Source organism: Streptomyces fulvoviolaceus (assembly GCF_000718165.1).
GTDB classification, from domain to species: domain Bacteria; phylum Actinomycetota; class Actinomycetes; order Streptomycetales; family Streptomycetaceae; genus Streptomyces; species Streptomyces fulvoviolaceus.
On record NZ_JOEY01000051.1, the window covers coordinates 17683 to 39877 of the forward strand.

The following is a 22195-nucleotide window of genomic DNA, read 5'->3' on the forward strand; positions in this document are numbered from 1 at the left end:
CGAGCGGGGAGGTGGGCGTGCACGGACCGGCTTCGCCCGGCTGGCTGCTGGTGGCGCTCTGTGCGGCGACCGGGGCCTATTGCCTGCTGCGGATGCGCAGCGCCGTCGATGAACAGCGCCGGGCCGCGGGCGGCGAGGCGCTCATGGGCTTCGGCATGGCCGCGATGGCCGTACCGGCGGCGGTGTTCACGCCGCCGTCCTGGACCTGGCCCGTCTACGCGGCCGTGTTCGGCGCGGCCGCATTGCGCGCCCTGTGGGCGGCGCGGGCGAGCACACATCACCTGCACCATCTGGTGGGGGCCCTGGCCATGGTCTACATGGCGGTGGTGATGGCGGCCTCCCCCGGACACCACGCCGGTTCCGGAGTCCCGCTCCTGACAGGGGTGTTGCTCCTCTACTTCGTGGGATACGTACTGCTGTCCGGCGTACGGCTGATTCCCGTGGCCGCCGGTACGGCGGGGGCCGTCGGCTGGGGTGACCGGCCGGAGTTGGCGCGGGCGTGCCGGCTGTCCATGGGGATCGGCATGGTCGCCATGCTGCTGACCCTCTGACGCCGTCGGCGTGGGCGCCGTACGCAACCGTTGCCTGCGTCACTTTGAACGCACGGGCCGTACCCGTGAACGGCGCCGCACTCATAGGCTGCGCTCATGATGCTCCCCGCGGCACTGTTGCTGCTCGGCGCCCTGACCGCCGTCATCGCCCCCCGGGTGCTGGCCCGGACGGACTGGGCGGACCGGGAACCGGTGCTCGCGCTGTGGATGTGGCAGTGCGTGGTGGCAGCGGTACTCCTGTGCTGCGCACTGTCGATGACGCTCAGCGCGGCGGTGGCCTGGCAGGCGGTGCGCGGCCATGTGTTCGGCTCGGCACCGCACGCCGTCGTGGAGGCCTACACGCTCGGTACGGCCGGTCCCTGGGCGGCGATGACCGCGGTGGCGCTCGCGTGCGGCGGCGTGTGGAGCGGCGCCATGCTGGTCCGTGAGGTCGCGGGGGCACGCAGCCGGCGTCGGCTGCGCCGGGCCGAACTCCTCGTCAGCGCCCCGCTGTTGCCCGGCGAGGAGCCCGGCAGCCGGCTCGTCGTCCTGGAGGGCGCGCGGCCCGACGCCTGGTGGCTGCCGGGCGCGGCTCCCCGACTCGTCCTCACCACGGCCGCGCTGCGCCGGCTGAAGGGCCGGCAGCTGGACGCCCTCGTCGCGCACGAGGAGGGTCACGCCCAGGCCCGGCACGACTGGCTGCTGCACTGCTCGGCCGCGCTGGCCGGCGGGTTTCCCCAGGTCCCGGTGTTCGCCGCGTTCCGCGACGAGATGCACCGTCTGGTCGAACTCGCCGCCGACGACATGGCCTCCCGCCGCTTCGGCCGGCAGACGACGGCCCTCGCACTGGTCGAACTCAACGAGGACCGGGGCGTGTTCGGCCCCTGCCCGACCCCGCAGGCCCATGTGCCGCAGCGGGTGCACCGGCTGCTGACCCCGCCGGACCGGCTCACGGCGGCCCGGCGGCTGCGGCTGACGGCGGTGGCCTCGCTCGTGCCGGTGGTACCGGTGCTGGTGGCGTTCGTGCCGGGGCTGCGGGCGCTGGGATAACCGGCCCGGGCGCCGGACGGCACCGGGATTGGCCTCACGCCCCACCGGTCGGCGAGGATCGCAGTATGCACACCCCGTCCGTCGACTCCCCGCCCCGCCCACCGGAGCACCGCGCCGCTGCCCGCCTCTCCGGCGTCCTTGCCCTGTGCTCCGCGCTGCTGCTCGTGCTGGTCGCGGTCGGGTGGTACCCGCTGATGACGCTCGACGACAGCATCGCCGTCACCACGCATCGCTGGGCGGTCGACGAGGACGGGATCACTCAGACGTTCCGCATCCTGACGGACTGGGTCTGGGACCCGTGGACGATGCGCATCGTGGCCGCGGTCGCCGTGGTGTGGCTGGTGTGGCGGCACCATGCCCGCTGGACAGCCGTATGGCTGGTGGCCACATGTGCGCTGGGCACACTGCTGCAGCAGTCGCTGAAGGCCGCGGTCGGACGCGAGCGGCCCGTCTGGTCCGACCCCGTCGACTCGGCCCACTACGCGGCCTACCCGTCGGGCCACGCCCTGACCGCCACGGTCGTCTGCGGACTGCTCCTGTGGCTGCTGCACCGGTACGGCGCCGGCCGGGCCCTGTGGCGTACGGCCGTGACCGTCGCCGTGGTCTCCGTGGCCGGCGTCGGTCTCACTCGCGTGTGGCTGGGTGTCCACTGGGCCTCGGACGTGGTGGGCGGCTGGCTGCTGGGCGCGTTGCTGGTGGCGCTGGCGGTCACGGTCCACCAGCGGTGGCGGCCGTGACCAGTGCCATGCGGGTCCGGCGGACCTGAGGTCGACGGTGCGGGCGGGCACCGGAGGGCGAGTGTCCGCGCCGTGGCGGACCTGGACACCTGGCCGTCCGGCCGCGGGACGGCACCGGGACGGAGCCGTTCACCTTCGTCGTCACGCCGGACGCACTGCTACGGCTCGCACCCCGTATGAGCGAGCACGCGCTGACCACGAAGTCAGCAACCAGTCCACCGACCTCGACTCCCAGCACGCGCCCACCCACCCTTGGAGCGCGCCGGTGTCGGCGACCTCGGCTGCGATCTTCCCGAAGCGTGGAACGTGGCCCCGTAAGATCACCGTATGACTGCCGTGCTCTTCGACTTCTCCGGGACCCTCTTCCGTATCGAGTCCACCGAGTCATGGCTGCGGGGGGCCCTGGCTGAGGCCGAACTGGTCCTCGGCGAGGCCGAGTTGATCGCGGCCGCGCAGGCTCTGGAGCGCGTGGGCGCACTGCCCGGCGGGGCCTCCCCCAGCGAGCCGCTGCCCGACGAGGTCGCCGGTATCTGGGAGATCCGCGACAAGAGCGCCGAGTTGCACCGGGCCGCGTACACCGGGCTCTCGCGCCAGGTCCCGCTGCCCGACCCGGCCCTGCACGACACGCTGTACGACCGGCACATGGCCCCGGCCGCCTGGCAGCCCTACCCCGACGCGGCCGAGGTGCTGCACGCGCTGCGTGAGCGCGGGATCGGTGTCGGGGTGGTCAGCAACATCGGCTGGGATCTGCGGCCGGTGTTCCGCGAGCACGGCCTCGATCCGTACGTCGACACGTACGTGCTGTCGTACGAACACGGCATCCAGAAGCCGGACCCGCGGCTGTTCGAGACGGCCTGCGCCGCGCTCGCCGCCGATCCGCGGGACGTCCTGATGGTCGGCGACGACCGGCGGGCGGACGGCGGGGCGGCGGCTCTGGGCTGCGGGGTGCACTTCGTGGACCACCTGCCGGTGACACAGCGGCCGGACGGGCTGCGACCGGTACTGGATCTGGTCGGCTGAACCCGGCTGCTCGAAAACAGGGGGCCCGACCCGCACCAAAGGTAGCCTGAGGCCACCATCAGGGTGGGATGCTCGCCCACCCTGGACGATCCCCCGCGTCGCCCAGAGCAGGCGGCAGCCCCGACCAGGCCTTTCACGGGCCGGTCCGGACGCGCTGAGTATAGTTGGCTGATAGCCAGTCAACGCAGGAGTACAGCATGTCCCCGCGCAGCGCCTCGGTCAATGAAGAGTTGCGCCGCCGTTCCCGGGAGCGACTCCTGCAGGCCGCTGTCGAGCTCGTCAGCGAGCACGGATACGAGGCGACGACGCTCGGCGACATCGCGGACAGAGCCGGCTCGGCGCGCGGTCTGGTGTCGTACTACTTCCCCGGTAAACGCCAGCTCGTGCAGTCCGCCGTGCACCGGCTGATGCACCGCACGCTCGAGGAGGCGCTGGAGCGCGAGCCGCACACCGAGGACGGCCGGGAGCGGATGGCGCGGGCCATCGACGCGATCCTGGGCCTGGCCCGGGACCGGCCCGTGCTGATGCGCCAGCACATGGCCGGGCTGCTGCAGGCCGAGGGTTTCGTGCCGTGCCCGGAGCAGCGGCGACTGGCCGAGTTGCTGCGTGACACCGTCGCCTGCCACGGCTCCCAGGACCCCGACACCGACTACCCGATGCTGCGCGCGCTGCTCATGGGCGCCGTCTACGCGGCGCTCGTGCCCGGCGTCCCGATGTCCCTGCCGACCCTGCGGGCCGAGCTGTTCACGCGCTACCGGCTCGACTGGGAGCAGGGGGTCCCGCCGGACGACGAGGCGCCCGGCGGGACGTGCGAGACCGATCTGTCACGCTTCTTCGCGACCGGAGAACCGGCCGGAGAACCGACGGCCGGTCAGTCGAAGTAGTCCGGCTGCGTCTGGACGTTGAGCTCACCCAGCCGGACCCGCTTGGCCGGATCCGTCCGCCGGTCGCTGAGCTTCAGGACGTCGAAGCCCTTGGCGATGTCGTTCGAGTAGATGTAGCCGTTGTAGTAGTACGCCGACCACGGGCCGGCGGTCGTCAGCTGCTCGGTGTTCACCGGACCGCGCTCGAAGTAGGCGATCTCCTTCGGGTTCGAGGAGTCCGTGAAGTCCCAGACGGAGACGCCGCCCTGGTACCAGGCCTGGACCATGATGTCCTTGCCCTTGACCGGGATCAGCGAGCCGTTGTGGGCCACGCAGACCTCGGTGGCCGCCTGGTAGCGGGGAATCTTGAAGTAGCTGCGGAAGACGAGCTTGCGCTTGTCGCCCTTGCCGACGATGTCGTAGACGCCGTCGGCACCGCGGTTCGGACCGATCTCCGCGTTGCAGGTGGCCGCACCGCCGCCGCCCAACTCGTCGGTGAACACGACCTTGTTGGCCTTCTGGTTGAAGGTCGCCGAGTGCCAGAACGCGAAGTTCACGTTGTCCTGGACCTGGTCGATGACCTTCGGGTTCTCCGGGTCCTTGATGGAGAACAGGATGCCGTCACCCATGCAGGCGCCCGCGGCGAGGTCCTTCTCCGGGAGCACCGTGATGTCGTGGCAGCCGGTGGTCTTGGAGACACCCGGGTTGGTGGGCGAACCGGGGTTGCCGCCGCCGTCCGCTCCCTCACCCGGGAAGAGCACGGGGAAGTTCACGACCGCCGCCTTCTCGGGGGCGCCGCGCGGCACCTTGATGACGGAGATGCCGTCGTGCGGCGGCTGGCAGTCGGGGTAGGTGGCGCTGGGCGAGTAGGAGGAGACGTAGACGTAGACGTTCTTGCGCTCGGGCACCAGCGTGTGGGTGTGCGAGCCGCAGGCGGTCTCGACGGCGGCGACGTACTTCGGGTTCGCCTTGTCACTGATGTCGAAGACCTTCATGCCCTCCCACGACGACTTCTCGGTCGCGGGCTGCGTGGTGCTGTTGCAGCTGTTGTCGCTGCGCGAGGAGTCGGTGGACAGGAACAGCAGGTTCCCGGAGACCGAGATGTCGTTCTGCGAGCCGGGACACAGGACCTGGGAAACGGTCTTCGGCGCCTTCGGGTTGCTGATGTCGAAGATGCGGAAGCCGTCGTAGTTGCCGGAGAAGGCGTACTTGCCCTGGAAGGCCAGGTCCGAATTGGTGCCGGGCAGCGCGTCCTTGGGGATGTTGACAAGGTGTTCGATGTTGTCGGAGTGGACGATCTCGTCCTGGCCGGGTATCTCGCCGTCGGCTATCGCCGCCTTGACCTCGGCCTCGGTGCTCTTGGACACCTCCTCGCTCGCGGCCGGCGCGTCCCCCGGGTCGGGGGTCGCTGCGGCCGGGCCGGCGGTGAGCAGCGCGGCCAGGAGGCCGACGGCCGCCGCGGCAACTCCCAGGCGTCTGTGGCGGGTTCGGGCATCTTTCAACAGGATCACTGTTTCCTCCCTGTGCCGTTCATGTGGAACGCTTCACGCACCCCCGAAGTATCGTCTTCACCATGCACATATCAACAGAGGGCAACGAACCTGTAATGAAAGGGCCCCGGGCGGCCGTTGCGCTCTTCTGCCGTGCGCCCCGTACACCTCTCGTCACGGTGTCGCTGACCGCCCTCGTGGTATTGGGGCTCGGGGGCTGCGACTCCGGATCGGACGCGAAGCCGTCGGCGGCGACGGGGCCTTCGGTGCTGGTGCCGGGCAAGCCGGGCGAGGCGAACCGCACGCTGTCCGCGCAGGACGCGGAGGGGCAGCGCGGCGAGGACGACACCCCCAACTCGGCCGACGTCTCGTACGCGCGGATGATGATCGAGCACCACACACAGGCGCTGGAGATCACCGAACTGGCCCCCGACCGCGCCGAGTCGTCGAAGGTCAAGGCGCTCGCCGACCGCGTCTCCGCCGCCCAGGGGCCGGAGATCGCCGCCATGAAGGCCTGGCTGAAGGAGCACGGCAAGGCCGAGAAGAGCGACGACCACGAGCACGCCGCGATGCCCGGCATGGCGACCGAGGCACAGCTGAAGAAGTTGCGCGCGGCGCAGGGGAAGGCGTTCGACCAGCTGTTTCTCACGTTGATGATCACTCACCACGAGGGGGCGATCACCATGGCCACGGATGTGAAGGCACAGGGCAACAACATCCGGATCGAGGAGATGGCCGACGACGTGGTCGCCCAACAGACCAGCGAGATCAACCGGATGCGCGACATGCAGTAGGCGCGGGCCAGTAACAGAACTGCTCAGCGCCGGGCATGACGGGGTGTCAGGAATCCCGCGTCACGCGCCTGGGAGATCAGCCTGAGCGACTTGCGACGGCTGTGCCCGGTCGCGCACATCACCGCGAGGACCGGGTCGACGCCCTCCTCCTGGGCCGCGCGGTACTCCTGCGCGACCAGCCGGCGCCCCTCCACGCCGCGCGGCCAGGCAGGCCGGGCACGGCTGGGTCCGGCCGCCTCGGACTCCGTCCCGGGATCCGTCTCGGGCCCGATTCCGCAGGCCTCGGAGAGCGGCTCCTCGATCCAGTCCGCGAGAGCGGCCAGGTCGTCGAGGGACAGCGCCGGCTGCGCCCGTACGTCCTCCAGGGAGACGCACCCCTCGGCGACCACGGCGAGCACGTCCACCCGGGCCCCGTCGGGGAAGGCCAGCCGGACGTGGAACCACGCCGTCGCGGCCTCGTCCTCCCGCACTTCCCACGCGGGCCACACGGACACGGTGCCGTCCGTCGGGCAACGATCAGAAAGATTAAGAAACGATGCTTCTAGCACACACGCAACGTAACCGCATGATCACATTCCATAAGAATGGACACGCGCGTCTCCACTGCTCCGGCACCCTGTCAGAGCAGCAGCGGCGGTGCGATCCTGGAGCTGTCAGCGATCTCCTCTCGTAAGGAGTTCCGCCGTGCTGCGTGTCGCCGTCGTCGGCTCCGGGCCGAGCGGGTGCTACACCGCCCAGAGCCTCGTCCAGCTGGATCCCGAAGTGCGCGTCGACGTCCTGGACCGGCTGCCGTGCCCGTACGGCCTGGTGCGGTACGGCGTGGCTCCGGACCACGAGAAGATCAAGTCGCTGCAGAACAACCTGCGGACGGTACTGGAGCACGAGCGGGTGCGGTTCCTCGGGGGCGTCCAGGTCGGGCCCGCCGGAGTCCCGGCCACGCGGCTGCGAGAGCTGTACCACGCGGTCGTCTACTGCGTGGGCGCCGCCACCGACCGGCACCTCGGGATCCCCGGCGAGGACCTGCCGGGCAGTTGGTCGGCGACCGAGTTCGTGTCCTGGTACAGCGCGCATCCCGACTCCGTCGCCGACGGTTTCGTGCGCGCCGCCCGGGCGGCCGTGGTCATCGGCGTGGGGAACGTCGCGGTCGACGTGACGCGGATACTGGCGCGCGGCGCGGCGGAGCTCAGCCCCACCGACATGCCCCAGGCGGCGCTCTCCGCACTGGCCGCCAGCACGGTGACCGAGATCCACATGGTGGGGCGACGCGGCCCCTCCCAGGCCCGCTTCACCACCAAGGAGCTGCGCGAGCTGGGCGCCCTTCCGGACACCGACGTGACCGTGGACCCGGCGGAGCTGGCGCTGGATCCGGCCTACCCGGACCCCTCCTCGCTGCCGGCCGCCCAGCGCCGCAACGTGGAGGTGCTGCGCGGCTGGGCGGGAGCCGTCCCGCAGGACGCGCCCCGCAGGATCTCGCTGCGCTTCTTCCTGCGCCCCGTCGAACTCCTCGCAGAGGGCGGGCGGGTGGGCGCGGTGCGCTTCGAGCGGACGGAGCCCGACGGGCGCGGCGGCGTGACCGGCACGGGGCGGTTCGAGGACATCGAGGCGCAGTTGGTGCTGCGCTCGGTCGGCTATCGCGGGATGCCGATGGAGGGGCTGCCGTTCGACGCGGAGAGCGGCATCGTGCCGAACGTCGAGGGCCGTGTCGTGCGCGGCCACTTCGCCTCCCCGGGCGAGTACGTGGCCGGCTGGATCAAGCGTGGCCCGACGGGGGTGATCGGCACCAACCGGCCGGACGCCAAGGAGACGGTGACGTCCCTGCTCGAGGACGCCGCTCTGCTCGTACACGAAGATCGGCCCGACGACCCGCTCGCGGCGCTGCGGGCCGAGGGTGTACGGCCCGTCCCGTGGGCGGGATGGCAGGCGATCGAGCGGGCCGAGGCGGAGCTCGGCGCCTCGCTCGGGCGGGGCGTCGTCAAGCTGCCGGACTGGGAATCACTGCTGGCGGCGGTGCGCTCGGCGGCGTCATAGCGGCCTCATAGCGGCTTGGCGGGCAACCGGGTGGGCATGACACACATCGGCAACAACGCCGAAATCAACAAACTGTTCAAGCCTCGTACGGTCTCGTGCTGTTCGAATGTTCCCAGCCATCCGCCGCTCTGGAGTGCCCATGGCAACGACCGCACCCGTGCATCCCGTCGACGAGGTCCCACCCGTACGACAACTGGCCGCCTTCGGCCTCCAGCACGTGCTCGCGATGTACGCGGGCGCAGTGGCCGTGCCGCTGATCGTCGGCAGTGCGATGAAGCTGTCCCCCGCGGATCTGGCGTATCTGATCACCGCCGACCTGCTGGTGTGCGGTATCGCCACGCTCATCCAGTGCATCGGCTTCTGGCGCTTCGGCGTGCGGCTGCCGATCATGCAGGGCTGTACGTTCGCGGCCGTGTCGCCGATGGTGCTCATCGGTACGACGGGCGGCGGACTGCCCGCGATCTATGGCTCGGTGATCGTCGCGGGGCTCGCGATCGTGCTGCTGGCGCCGGTCTTCGGGCGGCTGCTGCGCTTCTTCCCGCCGCTGGTCACGGGCACGGTGATCCTGATCATCGGCATCTCGCTGCTGCCGGTCGCGGGCAACTGGGCCGCGGGCGGCGTCGGTGCGGCGGACTTCGGCGAGCCGAAGAACCTGGCGCTGGCCGCCTTCGTGCTCGCGGTGGTGCTGGGTGTGCAGCGGTTCGCGCCGGTGTTCCTGAGCCGGATCGCGGTGCTGATCGGCATCGCGGTGGGCCTCGCGGTCGCCGTCCCCTTCGGATTCACGGACTTCGGCGGGGTCGGGGACTCCGACTGGGTCGGGATCAGCACGCCGTTCCACTTCGGGGCGCCCACCTTCGAGGCGTCCGCGATCATCTCCATGCTGGTCGTGGCGCTGGTGACGATGACAGAGACGACCGGTGACCTGATCGCGGTCGGCGAGATGACGGACCGGAAGGTCGACTCGCGCTCCCTCTCGGACGGCCTGCGCGCCGACGGCCTGTCGACCGTCCTGGGCGGCGTCTTCAACACCTTCCCGTACACGGCGTACGCGCAGAACGTCGGCCTCGTCGGCATGACCCGCGTCCGCAGCCGCTGGGTCGTCGCCACGTCCGGCGCCATCCTCGTCCTGCTCGGCCTGCTGCCCAAGCTGGGCGCGGTGGTCGCGGCGATACCCGCGCCGGTACTGGGCGGTGCGGGCCTGGTGATGTTCGGGACGGTGGCGGCGAGCGGCCTCAAGACCCTCGCCCAGGTCGACTTCAAGGGCAACAACAACCTGACGGTGGTGGCCGTCTCGGTGGCCATGGGCGTGCTGCCGGTCGGCGTGCCGACGATCTACGCGAAGTTCCCGGACTGGTTCCAGACGGTGATGAACAGCGGCATCAGCGCGGGCTGTCTGACGGCGATCGTGCTGAACCTGCTCTTCAACCACCTGCCGGCGAAGGCCGGTTCAGCCGACTCCGCCGGTCCGGTCGCCGAGGCGGACGACCTGCCGGGCGGCGGCGTCGAGGAGGGTGTCGAGAAGTCCCGGGAAGAGGTCGTCTAGGTCGTCCCGGCGCAGGCCGTTCATCTTGGCCGTGCCCTGGTAGATCTGCCGGATCACTCCGCTCTCGCGCAGCACCCGGAAGTGGTGCGTGGTGGTGGACTTGGTGACGGGCAGATCGAAGTGCGAACAGGAGAGCTCGTCGCTGACAGCGGCGAGCTCTCGCACGATCTGGAGCCGCATCGGGTCGGAGAGCGCGTGCAGGATGCCCTCCAGCCGGATCTCGTCGCGCGCCGGGTGCGGCAGGGCGCGGCTGCTGACGGCGGGGGAGGTCACGGCGGCTCCGCTTCTTCGGGAAAACCCTTCGGGAAATCCATTGTACGAGACCTCTCGTAGTTTGACACCTGGCGTACTACGATGCCTATCGTACGAGTCGACCACCGGTCCCGTGAAGAATGGAGCCCGCCGTGAGTGCACTCTTCGAGCCCTACACCCTGCGCGACGTGACGATCCCCAACCGGGTGTGGATGCCGCCGATGTGCCAGTACTCGGCCGCCCCACTCGGTCCGGACACGGGCGCCCCCAACGACTGGCACTTCGCGCACTACGCCGCCCGCGCGGCCGGCGGCACGGGCCTGCTCATCGTCGAGGCCACCGGTGTCAGCCCCGAGGGCCGGATCTCCCCGTACGACCTCGGTATCTGGAACGACACCCAGGTCGAGGCGTTCCGCCGGATCACGCGCTTCCTGGTCTCCCAGGGCACGGTCCCGGGCATCCAGCTCGCACACTCCGGCCGCAAGGCCTCGACCGACCGGCCATGGAAGGGCGGTGCGCCCCTCGGTCCGGAGGCGGGCGCATGGCAGCCACTGGGTCCGAGCGCGCTCGCGTTCGACGAGCGACACCCGGTACCGACCGAGCTGACGGTCGCTCAGATCCAGGAAATCGTGGGCCAGTTCGCGGACGCCGCGCTTCGCGCCCTCGCCGCCGGCTTCGAGATCGCCGAGATCCACGGCGCCCATGGCTACCTGATCAGCAACTTCCTCTCCCCGCACAGCAACCACCGCACCGACGCGTACGGCGGCTCGTACGAGAACCGCACGCGCTTCGCCCTCGAGGTCGTCGACGCCGTGCGCGCGGTATGGCCGGAGGACAAGCCCCTGTTCTTCCGTATCTCCGCGACCGACTGGCTGGAGGAGGGCGGCTGGACGCCGGACGACACGGTCCGTTTCGCCGCCGACCTCCACGCCCACGGCATCGACCTCCTCGACGTCTCCACCGGCGGCAACGCGTCCGGCGTCCGCATCCCGACGGGCCCCGGCTACCAGGTCCCCTTCGCGGCCCGCGTCAAGGCCGAGACGTCGCTGCCGGTCGCTGCGGTCGGCCTGATCACGGACGTCGAACAGGCGGAGAAGATCCTGGCGAACGACGAGGCGGATGCGGTGCTGTTGGGGCGCGAGCTGCTGCGCAACCCGTCCTGGGCGCGGCACGCGGCGCGGGAGCTGGGCGCGGACGTGCGGGTGCCGGACCAGTACCACCGGTCGGTCTGAACACGGTTCTTCGGCCGGTCCGGGAAAACGCTCACGGCACAGGGAAGCGATGACTAGGCTCCCCTGTGCACGGTCGGCACAGCCGACTGCGACGGGAATGGGTCCGGCGTCCCTTTCGGGCGTGTCCGCCGAGACGATCGGCGACGCGTCAATCGCGACAACTTCACACGCGGCCTGCACGCCGGCAGGGCCTCAGTTGATCACCGTCGGTTCAGGGTGGTCGGCCTGAGACACCTGCCATCCTGCCTGCGGCTCGCACTCGGTTCGATCACCCTCCTCTCGGAGGAGGCCCGAGTATGGAGTCGCAGATCGTCCTGGAAATCCTGGGCGCGGCCAGCGTGGTGTCCGTGTTCCTCTACGTCCTCACCGGACTGCTCGACCAGATCCGGGGCCTCCTGCGCTCCTGGGACCAGGTCCGGCAGGACGCCCGGGCACTGCGCCGGGGCGTCCCGCCGGAGGATGGGGACAGCCGGTGAACAGCTCAACTCGCGCCGCAGACCGTCCCGTTGAGCGTGTAGGTAGTCGGCGCCGCACTGTTCCCGCTGTGGTTCGCCTGGTAGCCGATGGTCACGCTCGCGTTCGCGGCGAGTGTGCCGTTGTACGACGCGTTCGTCGCCGTCACCGCCCCGGACGCCGGGGCGTACGTGGCGCCCCAGCCGTTGGTGATCGTCTGGCCGGCAGGAAGGGTGAAGCCGAGTTGCCAGCCGTTGATCGTGGTCGTGCCCGTGTTGGTGAGGGTCACGGAGGCGGTCAGGCCGGTGTTCCAGGCGTTGGTCGTGGCGGTCACCTTGCAGGCGCCGGGCTGGGGTTGGGGTGCGGGGCCGTCGCCGTCCAGGCCGAAGAAGGTGAGGGCGCGGGTGGCCATGCCGGTGGTGTAGAGGTTGTGGCCCACGCCCTGGAGGCTGACCGCCTCGACGGGGGCCTGGTCACCGGTGGCGCCGTAGCGGGTGCGGGTCCAGCCGGAGACGGGCGAGTCGGTGGCGGCCGGGGTCTGGCTGACGCCGAGGACGTTCGTCCACTGCTTGATCTCCTCCCCGAAGTTGGGGTAGCGCAGGACGTCGTCCTCGGTGCCGTGCCACACCTGCATGCGCGGGCGGGCGCCGGTGTAGCCCGGGTAGGCGGCGCGGACGATGTCGCCCCACTCCTGCGGGGTGTGGGTGATCGTGCCGCCGGAGCAGGCGCTGTTCCACTCGGAGCCGTCGGTGGTGGCGAAGCAGCCGAAGGGCACGCCGGCGAAGGCGGCACCGGCCGCGAACACGTCGGGGTAGTCGCCCAGCAGGACGTTCGTCATCATCGCACCGGAGGAGATGCCGGTGGCGAAGATCCTGCTCCTGTCGGCGGAGTAGGTGCCGACCGTCCAGTCGATCATCGACTTGATGCCTACGGGGTCACTGCCGCCGCCCCGTGTCAGCGCCTGGGGCGAGGACACGTCGAAACACTTGCTGGCCCGGGTGACCGACGGGTAGACCACCACGAACCCGTAGGTGTCGGCCAGCGAGGCCCACTCGGTGTTGGTGTACATGGCCGGTCCGGAGCCGGTGCAGTAGTGCACGGCCACCACGACCGCGGGGTTCGTGGTGACGCTGTCCGGCACGTACAGGTACATCTGGAGGTTGCTGGGGTTGGCCCCGAAGTTCGTGACTTCGGTGAGCGTCGCGGTGGGGGCGACAACGGCGGCCGACGCGGCGGGTTCGGGGCGGGCCGAGGCCGCGGGCGCGCCGAGGAGGGCCGCCGTGAGCAGTGTCAGCAGGACCACCAGCACGGAACGCAGCGGTCTCCTCGCGGTGTTGCGGGGGGTGGTGGACACGTCCTTGTCCCTTCCGTTCAGCAGGAGGAGTTGGTCTGTGTCAACAGGCTCAGGCGCCAGGGCAGTTGGGAGTAACTGCCCGACGCGGCAGGGTCCAGCCCCTGGTAGAGGAACCGCAGTCGGCAGGGGTCGATCGTGAGCGTCTGGTCGACGCCGTCGCGGATCATCTCGCCGTGGCTGAAGTCCTTCGTCCAGGCCGGCTCCCCCTCCGCGAAGGTCACGTTGTTGGAGCGGATGAACGCGTTCGCCTCGGTGTCCGCCAGTGGCGTCCACGTGCCGCCCAGGCTGTCTGCGGTCCAGGCCCGGAAGTAGCGCCGCCAGTCGGAGCCGGTGGCCAGGGCCTCGACCAGCATCAGGTATTTGCCGCTGTGGCCGAGGCGGTAGACGTTGCTCGCCTCGAAGAGGTCGAAGCGGTTGGGCTCGGCCAGGACGATCTCGGTGTCGCGGAAGCCGTTCGGGAACTCGGCGAGCGTGGTCCGCGAGCGGTACTGGTGGCCGTTGTCGTCGGAGAAGAAGAGGTAGCAGTCGGCCTTGTCGCAGATCGTCCAGAAGTCCAGCCAGAAGCCCGACCCCTTGTTCTCCGTGAGGACCGGGGGCTCGGCGTCGAAGAAGTAGCGCGGCGCGCTCCAACTCTCCGGTTTGCTGGGGTCCTTGGTCGTGGAGTAGGAGGGCGGGCCGGTCTGGTAGACCATGTACCAGAGCTTCTGGGGCGCGAAGTAGAACACCTGGGGGGCCGCGGCGTACCGGTTGCCGATGTTCGGGTTGGCGTCCAGGAAGGTCTGCGGTGCGGCGGCCGCCTGGGACCAGTCGGCGAAGCTCGTGTGGGACAGACTCCACGCCCCGGCGGTGTTCGCGGTCGTCATGTAGACGTGCCAGCGGTTCTTGTACCGGAAGACCGTCGGGTCCTTCACGGAGACGATCGGGTGGTCGGCATCCGGCCGGGGAGCGATCAGCGGACCGGTCGAGGACCAGCTGAAGGAGTCCGGCAGCGCGGCCCGCCCCTCGGACTCGGCCGCCGCCGGACCGGGCGCCAGGACACTGAGCCCGACGGCCAGTAACGCGAGCACCAGTCCGCTGATGAACGTACGCATACGTGGAGTCGCCATCGACTCGCCCCTCTCGGCTTTCTCGGCCCTCTCGGAAGGGAAGCGTCCGCCGAGCATCGTGGCATGCACATGGCCCCCATGGAAGCGCTCCCACGCTCCGAAAGAATTCGCTCGCGCCGCCCACCAGGCGTGACCGAATGTCTTCTGCGCAAAGCGTTGACTAGAAAGCGCTTGCACCCTACGTTCCGTTCAGCAGTGTGACCGACCCGAACCGCTCCGGGCCTGCACAGCCACTCTGCATGCGCAGGGCGTTCACAATGACGCACAAGATTCATGTACTTGACCAACCAGGCACCATGAAGGGACGCACCCCCATGCGTACTCTCCCCCCACGTACACACGCGCAAAGATCCGCACTGGCCGCCGGCGCGGCCGCTCTCGCGACGGCGGCCGTCCTGGTCCTTCCCCAGTCGGCCGGGGCCGCCGAGTCCTCGCCGATCGGGTTCGGCGCCGGCACGACCGGCGGCGGCAGCGCCACGGCGGTCACCGTCTCCTCGCTGGACGCCTTCAAGACGGCGGTCACGGGCAGCACGGCGAAGGTCGTCAAGGTGAGCGGCCTGATCACGCTGAGCGGTCAGGTGGACGTCGGCTCCAACACCACGGTGCTGGGCGTCGGTTCGTCGTCCGGGTTCACCGGTGGCGGGCTGCGGCTGAAGAACGTGACCAACGTCGTCGTCCGCAACCTGAACATCAGCAAGCCGCTCGCCCCGTCCGACGGCGTGACCGTCCAGGCGTCGACGAAGGTGTGGATCGACCACAACTCCTTCTCGGCCGACCGCGATCACGACAAGGACTACTACGACGGCCTGCTGGACATCAACCACGGCTCCGACAACGTCACCGTCTCCTGGAACACCTTCAAGGACCACTTCAAGGGCTCGCTCGTCGGCCACAGCGACAACAACGCGAGCGAGGACACCGGGCACCTGAAGGTGACGTACCACCACAACCACTTCAGCAACGTCTACTCGCGCATCCCCAGCCTGCGCTTCGGCACCGGGCACTTCTACGACAACTACGTCGTCGGCGCCGAGACCGCCGTGCACTCGCGCATGGGCGCCCAGATGCTCGTGGAGAACAACGTCTTCCGGGACACCGGAGTCGCCGTCACCACGAACCGGAGCAGTGACGTCGACGGGTACGCCAACCTGCGCGGCAACGACCTCGGCGGAGCCGCCACCGAGGTCTCCCAGGTCGGCACCTTCACCACCGCCCCGTACAGCTACACCGCCGAGCCCGCCTCCTCCGTCGTCGCCTCGGTGACGGGCGGCGCGGGCGCCGGAAAGCTCTGAACAGCCCCCCATCCGCCCGAGAAGACAGAAGGAATCGGGACATGACTTCTGCAGCTCACCCGCGCGGCCTGCGTCGCGCATTAACCGGCACGCTGGCCGCGCTCAGCCTAGCGGTTGGCATGATCATGACTGGTGGCGCGTCTCCTGCGAGCGCCGCCACCTGGCCCTCCGCCACCGGCACCCAGGCCGTCTCCTCGACCATCGCGATCTCCGGCACCAAGGACTACGGGTACATCCGCCTGTACGGCACCGGAGACCTGGGCAGCGGTGGCCAGGACGAGGGCCAGGACCCCATCCTCAGGCTCGCGGACGGCGCGGTCCTGAAGAACGTCATCCTCGGAGCCCCGGCCGCCGACGGCATCCACTGCCAGGGCAGCTGCACGCTGCAGAACGTCTGGTGGGAGGACGTCGGCGAGGACGCCGCCACCTTCAGGGGCGCCAGTGACGACACCTACATCGTCTACGGCGGAGGCGCGAAGAACGCGTCCGACAAGGTCTTCCAGCACAACGGCGGCGGCAAGCTCGTCGTCTCCAAGTTCGCGGTGCAGAACTTCGGCGCCCTCTACCGCTCCTGCGGCAACTGCTCGACGCAGTACCAGCGCACCTCGATCTTCAACACCATCGAGGTGACCGCGCCGGGCAACAGGCTGGTGGGCATCAACACCAACTACGGCGACACGGCCGCGCTGCGCAACATCACGATCATCGGTGACGGCGACCGGGACATCACGCCCTGCCAGAAGTACATCGGCAACAACACGGGCGCCGAGCCGACCACGAACGGCTCGAACGCGGACGGCACCTACTGCAACTACGCGGCATCCGACATCACCTATAAGTGATCCCCCCACGGTGAAGGCGGCCGTACGAAGCGTCCCCGCACGGCGCTTCGCACGGCCGCCGCATCATGCGTTCAACTCCCGCCGGTAGTCCGCGTACGCGGTGCGCAGGGCGGCTCCCGGCCAGTCGGCGGGCAGGAGTTCGGCGGGCAGCACGGGGTCTGCGAGCAGATGCCGTACGACGGCCGCGAAGACGGTGAAGCGGTCCGCTGGGCGAGCCGCCCGGGCGGCTCGGTCGAGCAGCGCCCGGCCCGTGGCGGACCAGGTGTCGAGCGGCCAGAGGGTCCCGGCCAGCTCGTCCGCGGGGCGGTCGGGGCGGGCCGTGCAGCGCTCGGCCACCTGGTCGAGGTCGTCCGGCAGCGTGCGGCGCAGGTTGGTGGGCCGCAGCCAGACGCCCTCGCGGAGTTCGGCGAGCCGCAGTGCGGTCAACCGGGCGCGCAGGTCGGCCCGTTCGGCGGGGCCGCGGCCCGTCGCCGTGATCACGACCATCTCCCAGTCGCCGCTCCACGCGCGCGTGCGTGGGTGCACGGCGTCGTCCTGGCGCCGCTGACGCTCCAGCAGCCGGTCACTGAGGCGGTAGACGGTGTCCGTGCGCCGCAGGTCGCCGCCCGCCACCATGCGGCTGAGCGCGGCCCGCACGGTGGAGCCGCCGACCCCGAAGGGCTCCACGCCGCGTACGAGCTCCTTGACCGGCAGCTCGGGCGGATGCGTGCCGAGCAGCAGGCTCAGGACGACCGAGCGGGCGGACAGCGGGCGCAGTTCGAGCTCACCGGGCTGCCCTGTCACGTTCGTCCGCATGGTCACGTACTGTAGGTGGTGTTGCATGATTGCTGCGACCGCGGAGATAGTGCAACACTCCTTTCATGGTCTCGACACCGGCGCACACGCAGCAGCTCGAAGGACACGCGACACACGACGTCACCAACCAGCCCCCTCCCCTGGCCCCGTACGACGCCTCCGACGACCCCGCCCTGCTGGAAGGGCTGCGGCGCGAGGGGGCCGACTGGGCGGAGGAGGGCATCCGGCGGCTCGGCCTCACGGCCGGCAGCCCCGAGGCCCAGGAGTGGGCGGATCAGGCCAACCGCCACGAGCCCGAGCTGCGCACGCACGACCGGTACGGCCATCGCGTGGACGAGGTCGAGTTCCACCCGAGCTGGCACCACCTGATGCGGGTCGCGGTCGGCGAGGGGCTGGCCGGCACGCCCTGGGCGGAGGACCGACCCGGCGCCCATGTCGCCCGTACGGCAGGCGGGTTGGTGTGGGGACACACCGATGCCGGTCACGGCTGCCCGACCTCGATGACGTACGCGGCGATCCCCGCACTGCGGAAGGAGCCGGAGCTGGCGAAGGTCTACGAACCGCTGCTGACCGGCCGCGAGTACGACCCCGTCCTGCGGGTGCCGACGGAGAAGCGCGGTCTGCTGGCCGGCATGGGGATGACCGAGAAGCAGGGCGGCTCCGACGTACGGACGAACACCACGGCGGCCACGCGCACCGCCGAGCCCGGCGTCTACACCCTGCGCGGGCACAAGTGGTTCACGTCGGCGCCGATGTGCGACCTGTTCCTCGTCCTGGCCCAGGCCCCGGACGGCCTGTCGTGCTTCCTGGTGCCGCGCGTGCTGCCCGACGGCAGCCGCAACACCTTCCGTATCCAGCGCCTCAAGGACAAGCTGGGCAACCGGTCGAACGCCTCCTCCGAGCCCGAGTTCGACGGGACCGTCGCCTGGCTGGTCGGCCCCGAGGGACAGGGTGTCAAGACGATCATCGAGATGGTCAACTGCACCCGGCTGGACTGCGTGATGATGTCGGCGACGCTGATGCGCAGGACGCTCGTCGAAGCGGGGCACCATGTACGGCACCGCAGCGCTTTCGGGGCCCGGCTGCTCGACCAGCCGCTCATGCGCAACGTCCTGGCCGATCTCGCGCTGGAGTCCGAGGCCGCGACCACGCTCACCCTGCGGCTGGCCGGTGCGGCCGACCGGGCGGTGCGCGGGGACACGGGTGAGCAGGCGTTCCGGCGGATCGCGACCGCCGTCGGCAAGTACTGGGTGACCAAGCGAGGTCCGGCCTTCACCGCGGAGGCCCTGGAATGCCTCGGCGGCAACGGCTACGTGGAGGATTCGGGCATGCCCCGCCACTACCGCGAGGCTCCTCTCCTGTCGATCTGGGAGGGGTCGGGGAACGTCAACGCCCTCGACGTACTGCGGGCGTTGCGTCGGGAACCGGCCACCGCCGAGGCCCTGTTCGGCGAACTCGCCCTGGCGCAGGGGGCGGACGCGCGACTCGACACGGCGGTGACCGGGCTGAAGGGGCTGCTGGCCTCGGCGTCCGAGACCGGTGCCCGAAGGCTGGTCGAGCAGATGGCCCTGACCCTCCAGGCCTCGCTCCTCGTCCGGTACGCCCCGCCCGCGGTCGCCGACACCTTCTGCGCGACCCGGCTCGGCGGCGACTGGGGGCACGCCTTCGGCACGCTGCCGGACTCCGCCGACCTGGAGGCGATCCTGGGGCGGGCGCTGCCTGGCGGGAACTGACTCCTCCCGCCCGCCCAGTGCGCACAGTCACCTCCCGATTCCGCTTCGTTGTCAGTGCCGTGGTGCAGACTCCGATCAGTTGGCACTTCGCACGGGGGAGGACAACGTGTTCACGGGGATCGACGAGGTCGACTGGGCTTCGCTGCGGCATGCGTACGGCAGTGCGGAGGACGTGCCCGGATTACTGCGAGGGCTTGCCTCCACGGACCCGGCCGAGCGGCAGTCCGCGCTCGACGGGATGTACGGCGCCGTGCACCACCAGGGAGACGTGTACGACTCGACACTCGCGTGCGTTCCGTTCCTGTTCGCGCTGGTGGAGCGCGCGGAGGTGGCGGACCGGGGCGGACTCGTCGAACTCCTCGTCAGCATAGGGACGGAGGGCCGGGAGGCGGGCGCGGACGCCCCCCACGCCACGGCCCGGGCCGCGGTCCGGGCGGGTGCCGAGGCCTTCGCCCGGCTGGCCGGGGACGCGGACGCGGCGGTGCGCCGGGCGGCCCCGGAGGCCCTCGTGCGCTTCCTCGACGAACCGACCCGGGTGCTGGGCCTGTTGCGGGGGCGGATCATGCTGGAGCGGGACGACCGGGTGCTGCTCGCCGTTACCGAGAGCCTCGGCCTGTTCGTACGGCGTCACCCCGGGCACGCCGCCGAGGCGCTGGCGCTGCTCACGGCGCAGAGCGGGCCACCGTACGACCCGGGGCTGCGGCTCGCGGCGCTCGGCCAGCTCGCGGGCTGTGCCTCCGACCGGCTCCCGCCCGACCTGGTGCCCACCGCCGTCCAGCTGCTCAGGGAACGGTCCGAACGGCGGTCGGCCAGGGCGATCGGGACCGGCCGTCATGACGGTGACACGCTCGTGGGCCGGCTGCGGCGGCTGCGGCCTTCGGACGAGGAGGGCTCCCAGTTGCTGCGGACCCTTCACACCGCGCTCGGTGGCCGGGTCGACGACCGGATCGCTCTCCTCCAGGGGCAGTTGACCAGCCCGGACGCGACCGACCGGTGCAACGCCGTGTGGATGTCCACGGGGCTGTTCCGTGAGTGGCGCGCCGACCATTCCGTGCCTGTCGCCCTGATCGGCGCTCAACTGGGCGCCGATGAGGACAGGTTGCGCGATGCCGCGGTGTCCGTCCTGGTGGATCTCTTCGACCTGGCCGCTCCGGCCGCCGACGATCTCGCCGCGCTGGTGGCCGCCCGGCCCGATCTGTGGGTACGCCGGTGGGAGCGCGGAGCTCCGACGCTGGGCGGTCCGCTCAAGGCCCTGGCCAGGAGCGGGGATCCACGCGTCGTACCGGTCCTGGCCGAGGTGCTGGCCGGGCCCGTCGTGCCCGACGACCTGGGGTATGTGGTCGCCCATCTCGGCCCGGCCGCTTCTCCGCTCGCCCCCGCGTTGCGGCGCAGGCTGGGTGAGGTACCGCTCGACTCCCCCGGGACGTTCGCCCGTGCGGTGCCGCTGCTGTCGGCGCTCACCGCACTCGGCGACACGGAGGCCGTACCGGAAGTGCTGCGGCTTCTGCGGGGCATGCCGGACGGTCTCCGGCTGCGGGACGGCGTGGTGGAGGCGGCGGTGCGGGCACTGGACGCGTTCGGGGGCGCGGCCGCCGAGTCCATACCGGTGCTGTGCGGGCTGCTGGAGTCCGACTGCGCGGCGGGCGCCGCGGGGGCGCTGTGGTCGGTGCGGGCAGACGCCTCGGCCGTACTGCCGGTCCTGATGAGTGAGTCGACGGGCGAGCGGCTTCAGGGGCGGCGCGCGGCCGCCGAGGTGCTGGCGCGGCTCGGTCCGGCGGCCCGGCCGGCGTTGCCCGGACTGCGGCGCATGGCCCAGGCCGGCGACCCGTGGGAACGGACGTCCGCCGCGTGTGCCCTGTGGCGCATCAGCGGGGAGCCCGACCTCGCCGTCCCGGTGCTGCGTGCGGCCTGGGTGGACCACCCGAACACACGCCGGACGATCGCCACGTGCCTCGCCGTCCCGGGCCTCGACGGAGCACCTCTGCACGACCTGCTCCGTGCGGAACTGTCCGCTCCACGACGGCATCTGGCGTCGTCGTCCGGCGGATACGGCAGCCATGACGTCCTCGACGACGAGCAGTTGTTGCGGGCTTGCCGGGAGGTCCTGACCGACACGTAGCCCTCCGGGCGGGTGCGGAGTCCTCCGCGTGTCCGGCGTCGCGGACACGCAGGGAGACCCGGTGGAGGAGCGCGCCGAGCCGTCCGACGGTCACCTCCCGTCGGCTCGTCTTCCGCCCCACAGCGGGCCGAAGCGGGCCCACTCCGTGTCCCACTGGTCCACGCGCCGGCGCTCCAGCCGTCCGCACAGGACACGGCCGCCGACGAAGGGCACGACGGCAGCGCTCAACCCCACCAGGCCGCCGATCAACGCGGCCCGGACCCGGGCCTGGGCCTCGGTGGCGGGTTGCGTCACCATGCGGCCCTCACGGTCCGTCCAGACCGTCACGGGGGTGCCGAGGGTGCTGCCGGGGCCGACCCGGACCTGGCCCGTGTGGGTCGAGCCGTCCGCTCCGCTCCAGCTCACCCTCGCCCACACCCGATCGCCGCTGGATGTGCCGGCCTCGGCCGTGCCGGGCGCCGCCTCGGTGAGGTGGGCCACCACGGGATGCCACTCGACGCGTTCCCGGGCCAGCTGGCGCTCTACGGAGCCGTTCACCGCCAGACCGGCGAGCACCCCGGCGAGAACGGTGAGCGCCCAGGCGCCGAGCACCACCCAAGCCTCCACGGTGTCGGCGCGGCGCTTCAGCGGATTGCGCCGCCAGCGCCACAGCCAGACCTTCGGACCACGGAACGCCATCGAAGGCATCCTCCTCATGAGCGACGGGCGCACGAACATGCCGGAGACGCGCGCACGTACATGCAGGGACCGCCCTCCCATACGGGAGACGCCTCCTAGATGCTCACGGCACCTTCTCCGTCTCCACCGTCCCACCGGTTCCCCGCTCGCGCGCGGCATCTTCCGCAAAGGTGCCCACGGATCGCCGCGGTCAGCTACCATCCCCGCCCTGACCTGCGGCAAAGCCGATTCCAGAGGTAACTGTCAGTGGCGAGGTGCAGACTGGCCGGTGTCTGAGACAAAGC

At 70.8% G+C, this 22195-nt stretch carries 21 protein-coding genes; 14 read left to right on the top strand and 7 right to left on the bottom strand.

Translation table 11 applies throughout. From position 1 onward, the window contains the following. The first annotated feature begins 17 nt into the window (after nucleotides 1–17). The 5 genes from IG08_RS0141855 (at nucleotide 18) to IG08_RS0141875 (ending at nucleotide 4221) form a co-directional block, all read left to right on the top strand. Nucleotides 18–551, top strand: a complete 534-nt coding sequence (locus IG08_RS0141855; protein ID WP_030615949.1) for a DUF5134 domain-containing protein — start codon at nucleotides 18–20, stop codon at nucleotides 549–551. Nucleotides 552–647: 96 nt separating this feature from the next. After that, nucleotides 648–1580, top strand: coding sequence for a M56 family metallopeptidase (locus IG08_RS0141860; RefSeq protein ID WP_030615951.1), 933 nt, complete (start codon nucleotides 648–650; stop codon nucleotides 1578–1580). A 65-nt stretch (nucleotides 1581–1645) separates the two neighbouring features. Further along, a complete protein-coding gene (locus IG08_RS0141865; RefSeq protein ID WP_030615952.1) occupies nucleotides 1646–2317 on the top strand; it encodes a phosphatase PAP2 family protein in 672 nt (223 codons plus the stop codon). Nucleotides 2318–2644: 327 nt separating this feature from the next. Next, nucleotides 2645–3337, top strand: a complete 693-nt coding sequence (locus IG08_RS0141870; protein WP_030615954.1) for an HAD family hydrolase — start codon at nucleotides 2645–2647, stop codon at nucleotides 3335–3337. A gap of 197 nt (nucleotides 3338–3534) precedes the next feature. Continuing rightward, nucleotides 3535–4221, top strand: a complete 687-nt coding sequence (locus IG08_RS0141875; protein WP_030615956.1) for a TetR/AcrR family transcriptional regulator — start codon at nucleotides 3535–3537, stop codon at nucleotides 4219–4221. Here IG08_RS0141875 and IG08_RS0141880 read toward each other — a convergent pair. Then, on the bottom strand, nucleotides 4209–5711 hold the full coding sequence (locus IG08_RS0141880; protein ID WP_030615960.1) for an LVIVD repeat-containing protein: 1503 nt from the start codon (nucleotides 5709–5711) through the stop codon (nucleotides 4209–4211). The two genes, IG08_RS0141875 and IG08_RS0141880, sit on opposite strands and share 13 nt — an antisense overlap. Before the next feature lie 95 nt (nucleotides 5712–5806). Here IG08_RS0141880 and IG08_RS0141885 point away from each other — a divergent pair, with 95 nt between their 5' ends. Then, nucleotides 5807–6484: a DUF305 domain-containing protein gene (locus IG08_RS0141885; protein WP_030615962.1), complete on the top strand. Its 678-nt coding sequence runs from the start codon at nucleotides 5807–5809 to the stop codon at nucleotides 6482–6484. A gap of 23 nt (nucleotides 6485–6507) precedes the next feature. On the opposite strand, the gene IG08_RS0141890 is transcribed toward IG08_RS0141885, so the two are convergent. Next, on the bottom strand, nucleotides 6508–6978 hold the full coding sequence (locus tag IG08_RS0141890) for a DUF6214 family protein (protein WP_030615967.1): 471 nt from the start codon (nucleotides 6976–6978) through the stop codon (nucleotides 6508–6510). A gap of 190 nt (nucleotides 6979–7168) precedes the next feature. Here IG08_RS0141890 and IG08_RS0141895 point away from each other — a divergent pair, with 190 nt between their 5' ends. Beyond that, complete coding sequence (locus IG08_RS0141895; protein ID WP_030615970.1) at nucleotides 7169–8512, top strand: FAD-dependent oxidoreductase; 1344 nt, start codon at nucleotides 7169–7171, stop codon at nucleotides 8510–8512. Between the two features lie 139 nt (nucleotides 8513–8651). Next, nucleotides 8652–10055, top strand: coding sequence for a nucleobase:cation symporter-2 family protein (locus IG08_RS0141900; protein WP_043456519.1), 1404 nt, complete (start codon nucleotides 8652–8654; stop codon nucleotides 10053–10055). Here the strand turns inward: IG08_RS0141900 and IG08_RS0141905 are convergent. Then, complete coding sequence (locus IG08_RS0141905; protein WP_030615976.1) at nucleotides 9960–10328, bottom strand: ArsR/SmtB family transcription factor; 369 nt, start codon at nucleotides 10326–10328, stop codon at nucleotides 9960–9962. The two genes, IG08_RS0141900 and IG08_RS0141905, sit on opposite strands and share 96 nt — an antisense overlap. A gap of 131 nt (nucleotides 10329–10459) precedes the next feature. Here IG08_RS0141905 and IG08_RS0141910 point away from each other — a divergent pair, with 131 nt between their 5' ends. Next, nucleotides 10460–11539 carry an NADH:flavin oxidoreductase/NADH oxidase gene (locus IG08_RS0141910; protein WP_030615980.1) on the top strand — a complete coding sequence of 360 codons (1080 nt, stop codon included), beginning with the start codon at nucleotides 10460–10462 and terminating at the stop codon, nucleotides 11537–11539. 296 nt (nucleotides 11540–11835) lie between these two features. Then, nucleotides 11836–12015, top strand: coding sequence for a hypothetical protein (locus IG08_RS0141915; protein ID WP_030615982.1), 180 nt, complete (start codon nucleotides 11836–11838; stop codon nucleotides 12013–12015). A gap of 5 nt (nucleotides 12016–12020) precedes the next feature. Here the strand turns inward: IG08_RS0141915 and IG08_RS0141920 are convergent, their stop codons facing one another. Further along, the gene (locus tag IG08_RS0141920) at nucleotides 12021–13346 is read right to left on the bottom strand and encodes an extracellular catalytic domain type 1 short-chain-length polyhydroxyalkanoate depolymerase (RefSeq protein ID WP_078655945.1); all 1326 of its coding nucleotides are present in this window, start codon (nucleotides 13344–13346) and stop codon (nucleotides 12021–12023) included. A gap of 17 nt (nucleotides 13347–13363) precedes the next feature. Further along, nucleotides 13364–14452 carry a glycoside hydrolase family 62 protein gene (locus IG08_RS0141925; protein ID WP_234343101.1) on the bottom strand — a complete coding sequence of 363 codons (1089 nt, stop codon included), beginning with the start codon at nucleotides 14450–14452 and terminating at the stop codon, nucleotides 13364–13366. 314 nt (nucleotides 14453–14766) lie between these two features. Here IG08_RS0141925 and IG08_RS0141930 point away from each other — a divergent pair, with 314 nt between their 5' ends. Both IG08_RS0141930 and IG08_RS0141935 read left to right on the top strand, forming a co-directional pair. Next, nucleotides 14767–15744: a pectate lyase family protein gene (locus tag IG08_RS0141930; protein WP_030615998.1), complete on the top strand. Its 978-nt coding sequence runs from the start codon at nucleotides 14767–14769 to the stop codon at nucleotides 15742–15744. A 41-nt stretch (nucleotides 15745–15785) separates the two neighbouring features. After that, entirely contained in the window at nucleotides 15786–16586 is an 801-nt protein-coding gene (locus IG08_RS0141935) for a pectate lyase (RefSeq protein WP_030616001.1), read from the top strand. Nucleotides 16587–16649: 63 nt separating this feature from the next. On the opposite strand, the gene IG08_RS0141940 is transcribed toward IG08_RS0141935, so the two are convergent. Continuing rightward, the gene (locus IG08_RS0141940; RefSeq protein WP_030616003.1) at nucleotides 16650–17381 is read right to left on the bottom strand and encodes a PaaX family transcriptional regulator C-terminal domain-containing protein; all 732 of its coding nucleotides are present in this window, start codon (nucleotides 17379–17381) and stop codon (nucleotides 16650–16652) included. A 65-nt stretch (nucleotides 17382–17446) separates the two neighbouring features. Between IG08_RS0141940 and IG08_RS0141945 the strand changes: the two genes are divergently transcribed. Further along, the gene (locus IG08_RS0141945; RefSeq protein ID WP_030616005.1) at nucleotides 17447–19114 is read left to right on the top strand and encodes an acyl-CoA dehydrogenase family protein; all 1668 of its coding nucleotides are present in this window, start codon (nucleotides 17447–17449) and stop codon (nucleotides 19112–19114) included. 106 nt (nucleotides 19115–19220) lie between these two features. After that, nucleotides 19221–21233 (top strand): HEAT repeat domain-containing protein, encoded by a 2013-nt coding sequence (locus IG08_RS0141950; protein ID WP_030616007.1) that lies wholly within the window; start codon nucleotides 19221–19223, stop codon nucleotides 21231–21233. Between the two features lie 90 nt (nucleotides 21234–21323). Here IG08_RS0141950 and IG08_RS0141955 read toward each other — a convergent pair whose 3' ends face one another. Beyond that, nucleotides 21324–21911: an Rv1733c family protein gene (locus IG08_RS0141955; RefSeq protein WP_030616009.1), complete on the bottom strand. Its 588-nt coding sequence runs from the start codon at nucleotides 21909–21911 to the stop codon at nucleotides 21324–21326. Nucleotides 21912–22195 lie beyond the last annotated feature (284 nt).